The organism is Bacillus cereus group sp. MG20 (genome assembly GCF_040459885.1).
GTDB lineage: Bacteria > Bacillota > Bacilli > Bacillales > Bacillaceae_G > Bacillus_A > Bacillus_A cereus.
Genome location: NZ_JARVHF010000001.1, coordinates 1,378,127 through 1,394,792, shown reverse-complemented (window position 1 = coordinate 1,394,792; position 16,666 = coordinate 1,378,127). Strand labels below are relative to the sequence as shown.

Sequence of the window (16,666 nt, the reverse complement as noted above, 5' to 3'; positions counted from 1 at the left end):
ATCATCATCCGTGAATCTATCAGTGTTGTTAAAACAGGCAGGTCTCCTGACTTATGCTTCATATAATTTCTTTCACCTTCCCGTTTTCACAGTGGCACCAAAAAGAAATCTCAGCATTTACAGTGGCGGGACCGTGTTGGAGTTTCACCAAGCTTCCCTTTTAAACACGAAACGAAATGTTCGTGTACCTATTTTCCTTTTGAAAGGAATTTAACAAGCGATATGATATTGAAACAAATTCTAACACAATTTTTGGAATTTTGTCTACTGTTTTAAAATAAGAAAATTCCAAAGTTTTTATTTCTTATTATTCTGACTTTTTAGCTCTGAAGTAACTAATAATATTACAGTATAAAAAGAGAAATTGAGCTATGAAAGAAGTAGGGATGCCTTCTTTCATAGCTCAATTTTCATCTATAGCAACTTCTGAAAGTCGGCCTGCTATAGCATCTTTAAGGAGGGTGTTTAGCCATTGTAATTCAACTGTAATATGCTCAATTACACTTTGTAAAATATATAGTTGTGCACGTGAAACCTTTCCTTTATTACAATCATATATCGTTTGCATAGTATGTAAATATTGAAGAGTATCGTTTTTCTTTTTTTCTAAAATAGGAACTAATTCGTGATCATTGCTAAAGTGAACGAAAGATAGGGCTGAATAAATAGGTTTATATATTTGGTTTTTTGCTTCGAATTGTTTTAATAGTAAAGTGTGGAATAGTTTTTTGCCTTCTTCTGTTATATGAAAAATCGTTTTGTCAGGTCGGTTTGTGTCTCTAATTACATTTGTAATGTGAATTGCGCCTTGCTTTTCTAATTGCTCGAAAGCGTAATAAAGTGATCCTTTAGCATATTTAATATAACAATCCATTTGTCGTTCTTTCATAATATGCTGCACTTCATATGGATGTTTATCTCCTTCGAGTAGCAAGCCGAGAATGACTAATTTCATGCTCATGCTGTCTCAACTCCTGTATATAAAAACTTTATACATATTATAAACGGCATATCCTTTTTCATAAAGGGATATGCCGCTTCTTTTTTATATTAACTGACTTGCTTTTGTTTTTCTTTCTTTTTAGGGCCTGTAAAGAGGCGTTCATTTCCCATTAGTAAAATACAAATAACACTTAGTACAGCCGGGATGAGTGCCCAGAAGAATGTGTTCGCAATAGATGTAGCGAGAGCTTCTTTAATACCCGCTAATATTTCAGCAGGAATTTTTGCGGTAGCGCCTGGTGATAATAAGAAACTTGTGTCTCCGCCTTTTGGAGCTAATTTTGCTAGTTCAGGGGGGAACACAGAGTTTAGTTTATCTGTAAAAATATGATTTTGAATTGTACCGAAAATCGTTACACCAAGAGTCATACCGAGTGATCGGAAGAATGAGTTTGTTGATGTCGCCGAACCGCGGTCTCGCATTTCTAACTTGTGAATAGAAGACATACTTAATACTGAGAATGAGAAGCCAACACCAAGCCCAGCGAGAATCATAAATAGTGTTACGAGTAAACGAGGTGTGTCCATTGTTAAAGTACTTAATGAATAAATACCAAGAACGAAGAAGACACCAGATACCATCATAATGTTACGATAGCTTGTTCGAGAAGCTAATTGTCCTCCTGTTTGACTTCCAATTACAGAACCAACCATCATTGGTGTTAAAATTAATCCAGCATTAGAGGCCGAACCTCCAAGAACGCCTTGAATGAAGATTGGAATATAAACTGTACAGATAATAAAAGCAGCACCATAGAAAAAGGCAACTCCTTGACTAGCTGCGAATAAAGGTTTTTTAAATAGATGGAACGAAATAATAGGCTCGGTTGCTTTTCTTTCTACAAAGAAGAAAATAATAAGCGCAATAACTACTGTTGTAAATAAGCCAATAATTACAGTGGAATTCCAGGCATATTCCTTACCACCAAGTTCTAATGCGAACATTAAGCAAACGATACTTATGACAAGTGTAATAGCACCAGCCCAATCAATTTTTTGTTTTCTAAATTCTAGAGACTCACTGTAGTATTTAGTAATGAAGAAAAAGGAGATAAGTCCTAATGGAATATTGATATAGAAGACCCAATGCCAACTTATATAGTCTGTAATATAAGCACCTAATAAAGGACCGAATACACTAGATGTCCCGAAAACAGCACCGAATAGCCCTGTCATCTTCCCGCGTTTTTCTGGTGGGAAGATATCATACATAATTGTAAAGGCGATAGGCATAAGGGCACCACCACCGATACCTTGAATAGCTCTATAAATACTTAATTGCTCAATACTTGAAGCTGTTCCGCAAAGCGCAGAACCGAATAAGAAAAGAATGAGGCCCCCAATATAAAAACGTTTCCGCCCGTACATATCAGAAAGTTTGCCAAAGATAGGCATCCCTGCCATTGTTGCTACCATATAAGCTGATGTGACCCAAACAAACTTATCAAAGCCTCCTAGGTCTCCAACGATTGTTGCCATTGCGGTTGCAACGATTGTATTATCCATTGCGGCCATTAATATACCAAGCAGCAAACCAGCAACAACAAATTTTGTCTTGTTGGTGTCTTTTTTTAATGGTTGAGTTTCCAAATATAACCCTCCTTTAGAAATAAGTAAACTATATTAAGTTTTGAGTGCAGTGGATAAAAAATTTTAATGTATAGTTGATTTTAATTTCTTTTCCATAAGTGCACTAATATGCCATAAAGAATATTATAGTCAAATTTGACTATAAGGCAAATTTTTTCTTCCGTCAAAATATTCTTTCATATGAGTAGAGAACGAGTGAGCGATACGAATATTGCTATAAAGGAAATGAAGTAAATTGTAAAAAAATTTCATAAAGAACACCTTCTGTTAATAGATGAAAAATGGTTTTTTCTTCATATTGTCGAATAGGATAAAAGGAAGAGAAATATTAAACATTACTTGTAGCAAGCTTTAGTAAGTTGGGGAATTCATTGTGTGTATGGTACATCTGAAATGAGGTGAATATATATTATGAAAATATGGGGACGAATTTCGGATACAGGAAAGTATTCAATACCGCTACAACCAGTATTGTGGATTGACGGATCGAAAAAGGAAAATGAATTTCCTCAAGTAGCCGTTACATTGCAAATTGGTAGTATGTATACAGAACAATTTTCGTATGAATTGACCTACGATGTAAACGATATACTTATTATGCGAATTCAAGTGGAAAATAAAGGGGTAGAAATGATTTCGAGAGTTGTTGTAAGTCATATGATTCGAGATTACTTTGCTTATATTCCTAATTCTTTAAAAGTTGATAAGGGGATAAGTGAGTTTTTATTCCAGCTTGTAAGGTGGCGAATTGATGATTTGTTACCAAATGAAAAGGTGGAACTACGTTGCAAAATAAAAGCTAATAAAGATAAAGCTCTTAAACAAGCATTCTTTCAGGCTACATATACATTTCAAGATAAAGAGATATCATATGGTCCACTGCAAACAAATGAAGTTGTTGTGCGGCAATGATAAAAAGGAACCTGTACAAAAGGTTCCTTTTTTAGTGAAGGTTGTGTTTTTTGAGTATTTTCTTTTGCTCTATTCCTTTTTTTCCTACATAGTTATTTTTGTAGCCAAAGTATAGAATAAATAAAAATGAAACAACATTTACAATTGCGTCGATTTGATCGTTTGTAATAAAGTGTATGCCGAAAGAGGTAAATAATAATTTTAATGATAATAGAAAACCAGCTAGTAAACGCATAGCATCTGATAGATTCTCTTTTTGTAGCATATAGATTACTCCTTTCTATAAAAGTTATATATTATATATATGAAATAGAGTAGGAAAGGTATACAAGCTTAAGCAGAAATGTACATTGCATATGTACATTTTTTATTTTGTAGAAAAACATTATTGATATAGAAACATATATTGGTATAAAAGGGGGAGAAGTATGAAACATAAAGGGAAAATTAGTGGATTATTACTTGGAAATACAGTGGCAGTTACAGAATGGATTGCACTTCAGGATGTAATTGCAAAACTGGATTCACGATCATTTTATACCGTCTTTATTATTTATATATTGCAAATGATACTAAGTTATTATTTTGGACATTGGTACGATAAAAGAGCGAACAAGCGTATGAATGTGGAAGTAGGAGGAATGGCAAGCAACGATTTTGTTGTTGATTTTTTTGGGAAAGTAGCCGCTTTATCTGAAAGAGATTCCCGTAATATTACAGTTTACATTCTTTCTGTAAAAGAATGGGAAGGATTAAAAGACACGTTGCAAGAAAAAAAATTGGGAGTGTTAGTACAAAAATTAGAGAGTACCATTGTAAAGACAATTCGGAAGGGAGATGTTGTTACAAAGTGGGATGAAAATAAGTATGTTATTGTAGCAATTGATAATGGTCATGAAACATCAACAATAACAAACAGATTAATGAAAAATATTGAAAGTGAAATAGAAGGTGATTTACTCAGTGTCACTCTTTTATTTGGAGCAGCTAGCTATCCAGTAGAAGGAAAAACGTTTGAAGAACTGTTGAGAAAGTCGCAAAATCAATTGTATCAGTATAGAAATTTGCAAGAAAATGAGTGAAGCTTCGATTTGAAGATATATGATAGGAAGAAGTTTTATTTGTAACATTTTTTTGACTTTTATTACAAAAAACGTTGCGTTTGTAATAAAAGTCTTTAAAAATATATGAAATAAGCATATAATTATGATGGTAGTGCCAATGCAATTTGCACAATGTGTTTTATTTTAAAAGTGTAGAGGAAAGCAAGCTCTACACTTTTCCTTTTTAGGAAATGAAAAGAATATTTGTAAGTTGTTGCGAGATATCGATTGTACTGTGTAAAATGAACAAAGAGATTATTTGATAGAAAGCTGGAAAGGGAATGATAGACGTGAGAGCGGAACGATCACCTTTTATCAGGTGAACTATTATAGTCTTATTAAGACTGAGGTGAAATTCTGTGGCCATTAAGGTAATACATAGTGTGAACAGGTTTTAAAAAACACGAAGAACTATACTTAAAGATGGATATGGAACTGCTAAATACTTCAAAAAGAATAATGTAATATTAAGTAATAATTCGTACAAACAATATTAATGATCTTCGTAAAAAAGATGCGAGTGTATAGAACAATTACATATTTTATAACTTTTTTATATTATACGATGGTCGTTTATAAATAGGAGGAAGAGATGTTGAAATATAGTAAATTAGCAATTATAACTGCATTATCAATGACTTTATTAGCCGGTTGTTTTGGACCGAAACCAGAAGAAGAATTATATGTAGCGTTTGAAAACGCTGCTAAACAAGAAAAAACAATGTTTGAAGATGCAAAAAAACTTGAGGCTTTAGAGAAAGAAGGACAAGAATTATATAACCAGATTGTGCAAGAAGGAAAAGATAATAATCAAACTGTTAAAGAAAAATTGAATCAAGCAGCAAAGAATACAACTGAACGAGAAAAAGTACTTACAAAAGAAAAAGAGGCTTTAAATAAAGCGCAAGAAGAAGTGAAGTCAGCTGATAAGTATGTGAAGAAAATTGAAGATAATAAGTTGAAAGATCAAGCTGATAAAGTGAAAAGCACCTATGAGAAACGACACGATTCATTTAATAAAATGTATGACAGCTATAATAAATCTTTAAAACAAGAAAAAGATTTATACACAATGTTACAAGATAAAGGTACTAAATTAAAAGATATTAGTGAAAAAGTAAAAGTAGTAAATCAATCTTATAAGGATATTGAGTCAGAAAAAGATAAATTTAATGAATTCACAAAGTCTTATAATACAGAAAAAGTAGCTTTTTATAAACAAGCAAATATTAAAATTAAAGAAGAGAAAAAATAAAACAGTTTGGCCTACACTTGGCTAAACTGTTTTATTTTTTTGTATAAGTACGACTATACCATGGAACAGGTTCACTTAATTTTTTTTCTTGTTTCAATGCTTCAGGACCAATATAATCTTGAAGTGTTTTTTTTGCTACTGTTAAAGATAAGGTTGTTTTCGGATTTCGATAGGAGGATTCAAGATGACCAAGATGCGGTAGAATTCGAAAATCTTCTTTCGTAGGAGGGATGTGGAAAAAATAATCGCCTAAACGTATAAGGACATCAGATTGTTGTTGGCTAAAACGTGGGTTTCTAGAAAAATGTAATCCTTCTTTAATTGCTTTTTTTTCAGCAATCAAACGTTCTAAAGCTGTCTTTTTTAACCAGTATAAATATTTAGGATTAGTAGCTGCTTTAGCATGACGATTCACAACGAAAATAGATTGAGCTAGTCGATTAATAGAATGTTGGTTTTGTAATTGAGATTGTGGTTGTGAAGGTTTCATATTGAATCTCCTTTCAATTTTTCATTATTATACCATAAATAAAAGAGGTTTTTATTATATGCAAAAAGTGATTGTATATATTTTCAATATTAAAGCAATATTGTTACAAAAAACAACTATTTTGTATAATAGTAATAGAATATGTTTTTGAAATTTGATAATGAAAGAGTGAGAAGTTTGAAAGAAATATTAAAACAACAGTATGCCATTATAGATATTGGATCTAATACAATGCGTTTAGTTATTTATGAAAAGCAAAATGGAGGTTTTTATAAAGAGATTGAAAATACGAAAGTGGTTGCTAGGTTAAGGAATTACTTAATTGATGGTGTGTTGAATGAAGAGGGAATAGAAGTATTATTACAGACATTATTTCAATTTCAAGAAAGTACAAGGTTCCATCAGTTGCATCATGTACTTTGTGTTGCAACAGCAACAATTAGACAGTCTGAGAATCAAGAGGAAATTAAAAAGCTTATTGAAGGACAAACGGACTTTACTCTTAGAGTATTATCAGAGTATGAGGAAGCGCGTTACGGATACTTGGCGGTTATGAATTCTACATCGTTTTCAGAAGGAATAACGGTAGATATTGGTGGGGGAAGTACGGAAGTTACATACTTTAGAAATAGAGAGATTTTAGAGTACCATAGTTTTCCTTTTGGGGCACTTTCTTTAAAGCAACAATTTATTAAAGGTGATATTCCTACTAAAGATGAGTTAGAAGGAATGCAACGGTATTTAGAGTTTCAATTTCGAACGTTACCATGGTTAAGCAATAAGAAATTGCCTCTTATTGCAATTGGTGGTAGTGCTAGGAACTTAGTAAAAATCCATCAAAATTTGATATGTTATCCTATAGCAGGATTACATTTATACAAGATGAAAGAAGAAGATATTGAAACTGTAAAAGATGAATTGGAAAAATTGTCGTTCATAGAACTTCAGAAATTGGAAGGATTAGCAAAAGATCGAGCAGATACGATTATTCCAGCGGTTGAAGTATTTCATACACTTGTTCATGTTATAGAGGCACCGGCATTTGTATTAAGTAGAAAAGGGCTAAGAGAAGGTGTTTTCTATGAAGAGTTGACAAAAGATTTGGGGATTTCATATTATCCGAACGTAGTTGAAGAAAGTTTGCATTTACTATCACATGAATACGAAATGGACATGGAATTTGTTATTCAACTTATTAAACATGGAAGACTAATTTGCAAACAACTTGAGGAAATAGGGCTTATTTCTATGTCAGTAAAAGACTGGGAAGTGTTCCATCAAGCTACGAAAGTATTTAATATAGGCAAATATATAGACGAAGAAGCGAGCCGTTTACATACGTTTTATTTATTAGCGAATAAGACAATTGATGGCATGATGCATAAAGATCGAGTAAGGCTAGCGCTTATTGCATCGTATAAATCAAAAATGTTATTTAAACAACATTTATCACCATTTGAAGGTTGGTTTGATAAAAGCGAACAAAAAAAAATCCGCCTGTTAGGAGCTGTTTTACAATTTTCAGCTACTTTAAATGTAAGGCAACGATCGCTTGTTGATACCATATCTATAACAGAAAACGAAGAAGGGTTAACGTTTAAAGTTTTATGCGAACAATCAGCATTAGCGGAAAAAGTGCAAGCTGAAAAACAAAAAAAACAGTTAGAAAGAGTATTAAAAACGAATATTAACTTGTTATTTGAACTAAAACATTAGGTTGTACGGATGTCTTTACAAAAAATTTACACTTTATAATATTGTAATTTGCTAAAATAAAAGTAACTAAATTATAGTAAAAAAGTTTCAAGGGGAAGTGTGAAGAGAATGGAATTATTGAAGGGGAATGCAGTAAATTTAAATGATACAGCTTATTACAATAATCGAGAGTTAAGTTGGTTAGCATTTAATGAACGTGTCTTACAAGAAGCGCAAGATGCAAATAATCCACTTTTGGAAAGATTGAAATTTATTAGTATTTTTAGTTCGAATTTAGATGAATTTTTTATGGTACGTGTAGCGGGATTAAAGGATCAAGTGAGTGCTGGATTTAATCAACCAGAAAATAAAGCTGGCTTAACACCAAAAAAGCAATTAAATAAAATTGTGATAAAAGCCCATGCACTAATGACAGTACAATATGATACATTTAAAAATTATGTATTACCAGCGCTTGAGTTAGAGGGAATTGAACGTTTAACATTCAATGATTTGACGAAAGAGCAGCGAGAATTTATAGAAGAGTATTTTGATGAGCAAATTTTTCCGGTGTTAACTCCTGTAGCTATTGATGCATATCGCCCATTTCCAATGTTATTAAACAAAAGTTTGAATTTGGCTACTCTTTTATATGATGAGAAGCAAGCGGAAGAAGAAAACAGGACGAAATTAGGAATTGTGCAAGTTCCTTCATTACTTGAGCGCTTCATAATTTTACCGAGCGAAGGGCAAAAGCATAAATTTATTTTATTAGAAGACGTAATTAGTAGCTTTACTCATAAATTATTTACGGGATATACAGTATCATCTGTTACTCGTTTCCGTATTACACGCAATGCAGATTTAACGATTCATGAAGAAGGTGCGAGAGATTTATTAAAGGTAATTGAAAAAGAATTAAAAAAGCGTAAGTGGGGGGCTGCTGTTCGTTTAGAGGTTGGGAAAGAACACATTGATGAAAGAGTATTAGCGTTATTATATGAGGTTCTAGAAGTAAAAGATGAAGATGTATATATAATGGATGGTCCATTAGATTTAACATGTTTGTTTTCTTTATATAAAAAACTAGCTCCTTTATATGAACATCTTGTATATCCAGCTCTTATTCCGCAACCGCCTCAAGATTTAGGTGATGAAGAAGATGTATTTGAAAAAGCAATTGAGCATGATATTTTATTACATCATCCTTTTGAATCCTTTCAGCCGGTAGTTGATTTTGTTCGTGATGCGGCAGACGATCCGAATGTACTTGCGATTAAACAAACGTTATATCGTGTAAGTGGTGATTCACCGATTATTCAGGCGTTAAAGATAGCGGCTGAAAAGGGAAAACAAGTGACGGTATTGGTTGAATTAAAGGCAAGGTTTGATGAAGAAAACAATGTTCATTGGGCTAAAGAATTAGAACAGGCAGGCTGTCATGTTATTTACGGTGTAAGTCACTTGAAAACACATAGTAAAATTACGTTAGTTGTAAGAAGAAAAAACGGAAAAATTGAAAGGTTCGTACATCTTGGAACTGGAAACTATAATGATGCAACAGCGAAGTTATATACTGATTTTGGATATATTACATCAAGAAAAGACTTTGGGGTTGATGCAACCAATTTCTTTAATTATTTAAGTGGTTATACAACAAAGCCACATTTTCATCATTTATCGGTTGCTCCATTTGATATAAGAGAGCAATTTATGGATTTAATAGATGAAGAAATCCGTTATCATAGGCAATATGGAAATGGATATATTATCGCTAAGATGAATTCATTAACAGATAAACCATTAATTAAAAAAATGTACGAAGCATCACAAGCTGGAGTAAAGGTAGAGCTCATTGTTCGAGGAACATGTTGCTTACGACCTGGTATTCCAAATGTAAGTGAAAATATTCGTGTAGTTAGTGTTGTTGGAAGATATTTAGAACATAGCCGTATTTATTATTTCCATCATAATGGGGAGGAGAAAATATATTTATCTTCAGCTGATTGGATGACGCGAAATATGGAGAAGCGAGTGGAAATATCTTTCCCGATATTAGATATTGAAATGAAGGCACGAATTAAGGCGATTTTACAGCTTACATTAGCTGATAATGTGAAAACACGTGAACAAAATAAAGATGGTGATTACTATTATGTTATTAATGGTAGTACAGAAGAAATTGATAGCCAAGTGAAGTTGTTTAAGATGGCATATCAAAATACAGACGCTGAATAATGAAAAAAGTAAAAACCTCTTATGTCCATAAGAGGTTTTTACTTTTTTCTACTCATATGCTCCCAAAATGGAAGGCTGAGTAGAAACAATAGTTTTATTATAAGCGTGTAATGAGGTGGTTCGTTGAGAGAATAACATTTGAAAGAATTGTTATTTTAACTTAGTAATAGTATGGTTGTTGACAGGGTCCACCGTAACAAGGATAAGGTGCTGGCGGCGGGAAAGGTGGTGGATAAGGTGGATAAAACGGTCGAGGGCCGAAAGCTAATGCTCCGCCGAGCAATCCACCAGCAATTCCAGCTAGAAAGGGAACGCCAAAAAACGGAAAGAAGCGTGAGTCGCCTACTGGACCAATAGGTGCTGAACGGACTGGGATTGGTTGATAATATGGATACATGAACATACCTCCTTTATTGGACTCACTTTCATCATATGGTAAATGAAACATGGATGAGCGCGTACAAGAAAGGATATGCAAGAAAATAGGCGAATTATTACGAATGTTGAAGTATAAAAAGTGTAATTTCAGGTTTTGACATAAAACGGAATGGGACACGTGTTCTTCCGAGGCCTCGATTGACATAGAGAGTTAAATCCTGAATTGTATAGAAGCCTTCAATATAGTCTTTGGCGAGTGATGGTGTAATAATAGGTCCTAAAAAAGGAATTTGTACTTGTCCGCCGTGACTATGACCAGAAAGTTGCAAGTTGATTGGATATTTAGAAACTTTGGGCGCGATATCTGGTTCGTGAACAAGAACAATGTTATAAGTACTTTGCCGTGCATGCTCTAATGTTTTCTCTATTTTTGGTCTGCCTAGTAGTATATCATCGAGACCGAAAATAGAAATTTCACTATTATCCATTAAACGAATTCTTTTTTCACTATTTAGCAATAGTTCAAATCCAGATTCACGCATGATGTGCTCATAGTATTCAGTTCCATATCCACCGTGATCATGGTTACCATAAATAGCGAATTTACCGAAGGGGGCTTGTATATTTTTTAAAATGGATGCAACGAAAGGAGTGTCAGTATACGTTTGATAATTATCAATGAGATCTCCGGTAAAAAGGACAATATCTGGATTTACAGCATTAATTTTAGAAACAACTTTAGATAAATGTTGAAGCGAGAAATAGTATCCGAGATGTAAATCGCTGAATTGAAGAATTTTTATACCATGAAAACTTTTTGGGATGAGTTGTGATTTTAATGTGTGCTGTGTAAAAGAAATGAAATGGGGCTCTATATATTTAGCATAGTAGTATCCGATGCTACTGGTTATAAATGAATAGAGACAAGTACGCATACCAATTTTTAAAAAATTTCTTCTTGTAATGTGCTTCATAAAAATATGAGTATACCTCAATGTTTTTATTCCATTTATAGGCTACTCAAATCTCCTTTCAGTTTATTTAAAATATACTTTACATAATAAAAAAGTAGTATAGATTACGAAAAAAAATGAATAAAAAGAAAGTTCTTTACGTTAAAATATCAGAAAAGTTTAAAAAATATAAAGATTTCTATTAAATAAAGTGATAAAATGAATGTGTATTCATTTTTTGGAGGGGATGTATGTGAAAGAAAAGGTAGTTATTATAACAGGTGGATCGAGTGGAATGGGAAAAGGAATGGCGACTCGTTTTGCAAAAGAAGGGGCACGAGTTGTTATTACCGGACGTACAAAGGAAAAACTAGAGGAAACAAAGTTGGAAATTGAACAATTTCCAGGGCAAGTATTACCTGTACAAATGGATGTAAGAAATACGGATGACATTCAGAAAATGATTGAACAGATTGATGAGAAGTTTGGTAGAATTGATGTTTTAATAAATAATGCAGCTGGAAACTTTATTTGTCCAGCAGAAGATTTATCTGTGAATGGCTGGAATTCAGTCATTAATATTGTGTTAAACGGTACGTTTTACTGTAGTCATGCTGTCGGAAAATATTGGATTGAAAAAGGTATAAAAGGGAATATCATTAACATGGTAGCAACGTATGCATGGGATGCAGGTCCAGGAGTGATTCATTCGGCTGCAGCGAAGGCAGGGGTATTAGCGATGACGAAGACGCTCGCTGTTGAGTGGGGGCGTAAATATGGAATACGAGTTAACGCTATCGCGCCAGGACCAATTGAACGTACGGGCGGTGCTGATAAATTATGGATTTCAGAAGAAATGGCTAAGCGTACGATACAAAGTGTTCCGCTTGGAAGGCTGGGTACGCCAGAAGAAATCGCTGGTCTAGCTTATTATTTATGCTCAGATGAAGCGGCGTACATAAATGGAACTTGCATGACAATGGATGGAGGACAACATTTACATCAATATCCATTTTAAAAGGGATAAAAAATGAATGTTTGATTCATTTTTTATGGTTAAATGTGACGGAATTGTGACATATGAAAGAAAAGTGTTTACAAGAGGTCATATATACGTTATATTTAAGACCTCTTTTTTCTTCATAGTAGAATTGCTAATTCCCCTTAGCATTTTACCCCTCTAATCCCTTCAGGAAAACTGAAGGGATTTTTTATTATTTTTCCGTAAATATCATGTTATAATTTTTGAAAAGTAAAGGGAGGGAAGCACGTTGATAGATGCATTAGATGTAATGAGTAACTTGGATAAAGTCCTTCCTTATTATCAAGCTATTTTTAGTGCTGATGAGCATACTGTAATTGGATATGAAGTAGTAGGACGTATTCAAACAGAAGAGGGCATACAAAGTTTAGCTTCTTTCTTTCACGATGATTCGATTCCAAGTGAATTTCAACTGGAAGCGGATAATATTATAGTAGAAAAAGCTTTAAATCGTTATTTAGAAAGCGATCAAAAATTATTATTATTTATACATCGGAATGCTAATGTATTAATGAATGATGATGATGAAAGCTTGCTTCAACTTTTATTGAGGTATGAAGAACAAGGTTTAAATTTAAAACAAATTGTTTTAGAGATTACAGAGCATGAATGTAAAGAAGATATAGAGCAATTTAATCATTTGCTTATGTATTATCGTACATATGGTATTCAAATTTCGATTAATAAGGTCGGAACGGGCACAAGTAATTTAGAGCGTATTAGCGTGTTAGCACCTGATATTTTAAAAGTAGATTTAACGAACTTAAGGCAAACAGCACTTTTACAATCTTATCAAGATATTTTATATTCTTTATCATTACTTGCTAGAAGAATTGGTGCAACTTTGTTATATGAAGAAATAGATGCTTTTTATCAACTGCAATATGCTTGGAAGAACGGCGGAAGATATTATCAAGGTAATTATTTGAAAGAATGTTTACCTGATTTTATTGAAACGAATGTTTTGAAAGAGCGACTTGGTAATGAATGTCATCAGTTTATTCAACATGAAAAGAAGAAGTTACAAAAAATTTATAATTTAACAGAGATGTTACGCGATCGCATTGGCGATGTTTTATCAAAACAAAAAAAGAATGAAGATATCAATGATTGGTTATTACAATTTAGTCAAAGTGTATCACAGTATAGTTTTCGCATATTTATTTGTAATGAAGATGGTTTCCAACAATCAGGAAATGTTATGAAAAAAGATGGAGAATGGATTGTGATGCCGGATTATTATATGAAGAACTGGAGTTGGCGCCCGTATTTTCTCGAGAATATCATGAAAATGCGTTTTGAGAATAAGGCAAGGCTTTCAGATTTATATGCAGATATCGAAACGGGCGAAATGGTACGAACATTTTCTTTCCCAATAGATGATGACAACTTTTTATTTATAGATTTATCATATGAATATTTATATGAAGAAGATGTTTTATTTTAATGCACGAAGAGATTAGTGCATTTTTTGTTTGTTTTTATCATAAATTGGTAATAGTGAAAATGGTGATGAAAATGCTGTCTATCGTTGTAAAGATTTTACGAACGAAATCTGTCCTTTCTTTGCATAATCATTGTTACAATGAATACTACAAAGACAAGTTCTTTTAAAAGGAAGGTGAAAAAATGAGGAAATATGGAATATGGCTTGTTCTATTTGTATGTGTTGCCTTTCTAGTTGGTTATAGTGTTACGACTGTTTTAGGGAAAGAGGAAGTGGAAGTGGATCGGAAAGAAGTATTTACAACGATACAAAAAGGCTATGAAACCCAGTTTTCAATTCGTGGGAAGCATTTGCCGATGAATAAGATGATAGAGACGTTATCACCGTATTTTACAGATAATTTCCTTCAAGTATTTACAGATGAAAATAGCAGAAGTGATAAACAAAGTGGTGAATATTTACTTCCGGCAAAAGAAGCGCCGTTTTCTTTTAATTCAGAAACGAAAATGTCGTATGATCAAGAGCATAAAAATTTATATGTATATGAGCGGACAAAAAGTGGACAATATCAAATTGTAACATTGAAAAGGGATCAAGATAAATGGAAGTTAGCAGGATATCATGAAAGTCAGGAACTTTTAACTGAAATAAAAAGGTTGCAACAATTATAAAGTGAAACTTTTAATTAGTGGGAGTTTTACTACCTACAAACAGCGGGATAAGAATAGGAATAGGTATTTACCTATTCCTATTCTATATTGAGTAGTTGTTGTAACTTTTCAATTTGAAAACCTGCAACTACTTCGCCATCAATTACGACTGTTGGAGTTGAATAGGAATCATAGTCGTTTAAAAGACGGTTGCGAGCAGCAGCGTCTTTTTTTACGTCAAATTCTTCATATGCAACGTTATTATGCTTCAAAAATTCTTTCACAATAACACATGGCGGACAATCAGGTTGTGTATAAACCTCAATTTTTTTCATTGTAATTCCTCCCTTTTTCTGTTTTTTATTATATTCTTCCAGTATAAAAACCGCAATAAAGAAGGGGAAATATGTTCTTTCTGTTTTTTCCTTCGCATTTCGACAAATTTTAGTTGAGTTTCTGGCTAATAACCTTTATCCTAGAGTGTGGAACATTTTTTCTGTTATGACGGATAGAATGAGTATAGCTGTAAAACCTATTGGTAGGAAGATCAGAGAAAGGAGAGATTTCATGTCTCTACTCCAAGGAATTTTAACTCGACTTGTTAGTCTACAAGAACAAGCTGAAAGCGGTGAAGTAGCACAACGCTATTTTGAAGTGAACGGTGAGCGCAAATGTAGCGTGAAATTTTTCGATAAAAGTGAAATGTATGAGTTAGAAGTGTATCAACAAGGTGAAAAACCTCAAGTGTACCAATTCGATAATATCGACATGGTTGCAATTGAGATTTACGATATCATTTCTTGATACATATAAAAAAGGTACTGCCATATGGCAGTACCTTTTTTAGTTCTATTACTTTCCAGCGTAATGTATAGAAGTTTTTTATTTTTCCTACAATGGTATTAAAATGAAAATTTAATCCGTGCAAGTTTGCTTATCCATGTGGATAAGTAGTCCCGTCAACCGGGTGAATATGTGAAGCTAAACTTCTCACAATTGCTGGGTTCTGCAAATAGCGGGAGAAATATAACTAGGAGGTTATCGTATGGAACGTTTACCAGTTGTGATTTGTCCTAATTGTCAAAGTTCTGCTGAGATTATTCATGTATTAACGGCTCAATCTAATCAAAATGTAATTTATACGTGTCAAGTTTGTCACTTTGTAATTCGAAATATTGAAACGAATAAAGGATAGGAAGTTATAATTTTAGTTTTTGTCCCATACAATGAGAATACGAAAAGTCTGTCTAATTGAAAGGACGTGACTCTGTGGACGGTGCACATAAATTTTACAATGTTTCAGAGAGACATTTAAATTTTGATATGGTCTTTAACCGTATTTGTAGTTTCATTGAAAAGGATCCGCGAAATTTGTATCGATTATCCATTGGGACAGACTCGCAAGCGCATCAAAAGGATACGAGGTTTATTACAGCAATCCATATTCATCGTGTTGGAAAAGGTGCCTGGGGTTGTTTACACCATAGATCAGTAAAAGATAAGCCAGCGACCTTACGTGAGAAAATATATTTAGAAACGCAGTTTAGTCAAGAAATCGCATGTCTATTTACGCCTACTCATATACAAACAATATGGGAGTTATTGCATCCTTATGCTCAAGATGGGGCTGGATTCATAATGGAAATTCATTTAGACATTGGGAATGATGGTTTAACAAGAGAATTTATTTTAGATATGACAGAAAAAATTCGAGCGATGGGATTAACTGCAAAAATTAAGCCGGATGCTTATGCGGCGTTTAGTTATGCAAATCGATATACGAAATGATTTTTTGTATGTTTATAATTGCTACATATCTTTTGGCAAAAACTGAATATTACATCTATTAAATAGGTTAAATTTTTTATATAATAAGAGTGAGTAACGATGCGAGTGTAAGGAGAGGGGTAT

Annotated in this window: 18 protein-coding genes and 1 riboswitch; of the genes, 11 read left to right on the top strand and 7 right to left on the bottom strand. The window is 33.1% G+C overall.

The annotated features are described in order from the left end of the window. Nucleotides 1–19: 19 nt before the first annotated feature. Nucleotides 20–207: riboswitch (cobalamin riboswitch) on the bottom strand. A 196-nt stretch (nt 208–403) separates the two neighbouring features. Then, the gene (locus QCI81_RS06975) at nt 404–961 is read right to left on the bottom strand and encodes a PadR family transcriptional regulator (RefSeq protein WP_071729765.1); all 558 of its coding nucleotides are present in this window, start codon (nt 959–961) and stop codon (nt 404–406) included. 89 nt (nt 962–1,050) lie between these two features. Further along, nucleotides 1,051–2,592 (bottom strand): MDR family MFS transporter, encoded by a 1,542-nt coding sequence (locus QCI81_RS06970; protein ID WP_053563725.1) that lies wholly within the window; start codon nt 2,590–2,592, stop codon nt 1,051–1,053. 411 nt (nt 2,593–3,003) lie between these two features. Here QCI81_RS06970 and QCI81_RS06965 point away from each other — a divergent pair, with 411 nt between their 5' ends. Next, nucleotides 3,004–3,504, top strand: coding sequence for a hypothetical protein (locus QCI81_RS06965; protein WP_000708123.1), 501 nt, complete (start codon nt 3,004–3,006; stop codon nt 3,502–3,504). A gap of 31 nt (nt 3,505–3,535) precedes the next feature. Here QCI81_RS06965 and QCI81_RS06960 read toward each other — a convergent pair whose 3' ends face one another. Then, complete coding sequence (locus QCI81_RS06960; protein WP_000939446.1) at nt 3,536–3,769, bottom strand: SPP1 phage holin family protein; 234 nt, start codon at nt 3,767–3,769, stop codon at nt 3,536–3,538. Nucleotides 3,770–3,932: 163 nt separating this feature from the next. On the opposite strand from QCI81_RS06960, the gene QCI81_RS06955 reads away from it, so the two are divergent. Next, the gene (locus QCI81_RS06955) at nt 3,933–4,586 is read left to right on the top strand and encodes a diguanylate cyclase domain-containing protein (protein WP_053563727.1); all 654 of its coding nucleotides are present in this window, start codon (nt 3,933–3,935) and stop codon (nt 4,584–4,586) included. A 613-nt stretch (nt 4,587–5,199) separates the two neighbouring features. Continuing rightward, complete coding sequence (locus QCI81_RS06950) at nt 5,200–5,862, top strand: YkyA family protein (protein WP_353810645.1); 663 nt, start codon at nt 5,200–5,202, stop codon at nt 5,860–5,862. Between the two features lie 31 nt (nt 5,863–5,893). Here the strand turns inward: QCI81_RS06950 and QCI81_RS06945 are convergent, their stop codons facing one another. Beyond that, nucleotides 5,894–6,352 carry a YkyB family protein gene (locus QCI81_RS06945; protein ID WP_000804864.1) on the bottom strand — a complete coding sequence of 153 codons (459 nt, stop codon included), beginning with the start codon at nt 6,350–6,352 and terminating at the stop codon, nt 5,894–5,896. Between the two features lie 141 nt (nt 6,353–6,493). Between QCI81_RS06945 and QCI81_RS06940 the strand changes: the two genes are divergently transcribed. Together QCI81_RS06940 and QCI81_RS06935 are read left to right on the top strand one after the other, a co-directional pair. After that, entirely contained in the window at nt 6,494–8,068 is a 1,575-nt protein-coding gene (locus QCI81_RS06940) for a Ppx/GppA family phosphatase (RefSeq protein WP_071729767.1), read from the top strand. 108 nt (nt 8,069–8,176) lie between these two features. Then, on the top strand, nt 8,177–10,285 hold the full coding sequence (locus QCI81_RS06935) for a polyphosphate kinase (RefSeq protein ID WP_071729768.1): 2,109 nt from the start codon (nt 8,177–8,179) through the stop codon (nt 10,283–10,285). Between the two features lie 160 nt (nt 10,286–10,445). Here the strand turns inward: QCI81_RS06935 and QCI81_RS06930 are convergent, their stop codons facing one another. Both QCI81_RS06930 and QCI81_RS06925 read right to left on the bottom strand, forming a co-directional pair. Further along, nucleotides 10,446–10,682, bottom strand: a complete 237-nt coding sequence (locus QCI81_RS06930; protein ID WP_000283738.1) for a hypothetical protein — start codon at nt 10,680–10,682, stop codon at nt 10,446–10,448. A 97-nt stretch (nt 10,683–10,779) separates the two neighbouring features. Then, nucleotides 10,780–11,637, bottom strand: coding sequence for a metallophosphoesterase (locus tag QCI81_RS06925; protein ID WP_063549364.1), 858 nt, complete (start codon nt 11,635–11,637; stop codon nt 10,780–10,782). A 232-nt stretch (nt 11,638–11,869) separates the two neighbouring features. Here QCI81_RS06925 and fadH point away from each other — a divergent pair, with 232 nt between their 5' ends. The 3 genes from fadH to QCI81_RS06910 all read left to right on the top strand — a co-directional run bounded on the left by fadH (nt 11,870) and on the right by QCI81_RS06910 (nt 14,776). After that, nucleotides 11,870–12,634, top strand: a complete 765-nt coding sequence (gene fadH / locus QCI81_RS06920) for a 2,4-dienoyl-CoA reductase (RefSeq protein ID WP_000660913.1) — start codon at nt 11,870–11,872, stop codon at nt 12,632–12,634. 253 nt (nt 12,635–12,887) lie between these two features. Continuing rightward, on the top strand, nt 12,888–14,105 hold the full coding sequence (locus tag QCI81_RS06915; RefSeq protein WP_000564307.1) for an EAL domain-containing protein: 1,218 nt from the start codon (nt 12,888–12,890) through the stop codon (nt 14,103–14,105). 182 nt (nt 14,106–14,287) lie between these two features. Continuing rightward, a complete protein-coding gene (locus tag QCI81_RS06910) occupies nt 14,288–14,776 on the top strand; it encodes a DUF3993 domain-containing protein (RefSeq protein ID WP_001233805.1) in 489 nt (162 codons plus the stop codon). Between the two features lie 77 nt (nt 14,777–14,853). Here the strand turns inward: QCI81_RS06910 and QCI81_RS06905 are convergent, their stop codons facing one another. Next, nucleotides 14,854–15,090: a glutaredoxin family protein gene (locus tag QCI81_RS06905; protein ID WP_000717873.1), complete on the bottom strand. Its 237-nt coding sequence runs from the start codon at nt 15,088–15,090 to the stop codon at nt 14,854–14,856. 232 nt (nt 15,091–15,322) lie between these two features. On the opposite strand from QCI81_RS06905, the gene QCI81_RS06900 reads away from it, so the two are divergent. The 3 genes from QCI81_RS06900 to QCI81_RS06890 all read left to right on the top strand — a co-directional run bounded on the left by QCI81_RS06900 (nt 15,323) and on the right by QCI81_RS06890 (nt 16,543). Continuing rightward, nucleotides 15,323–15,559: a YkuJ family protein gene (locus tag QCI81_RS06900; protein ID WP_000055151.1), complete on the top strand. Its 237-nt coding sequence runs from the start codon at nt 15,323–15,325 to the stop codon at nt 15,557–15,559. Between the two features lie 241 nt (nt 15,560–15,800). Continuing rightward, nucleotides 15,801–15,950 (top strand): hypothetical protein, encoded by a 150-nt coding sequence (locus QCI81_RS06895; RefSeq protein ID WP_000440540.1) that lies wholly within the window; start codon nt 15,801–15,803, stop codon nt 15,948–15,950. A 74-nt stretch (nt 15,951–16,024) separates the two neighbouring features. Further along, nucleotides 16,025–16,543, top strand: coding sequence for a ribonuclease H-like YkuK family protein (locus QCI81_RS06890; protein ID WP_000348490.1), 519 nt, complete (start codon nt 16,025–16,027; stop codon nt 16,541–16,543). Nucleotides 16,544–16,666 lie beyond the last annotated feature (123 nt).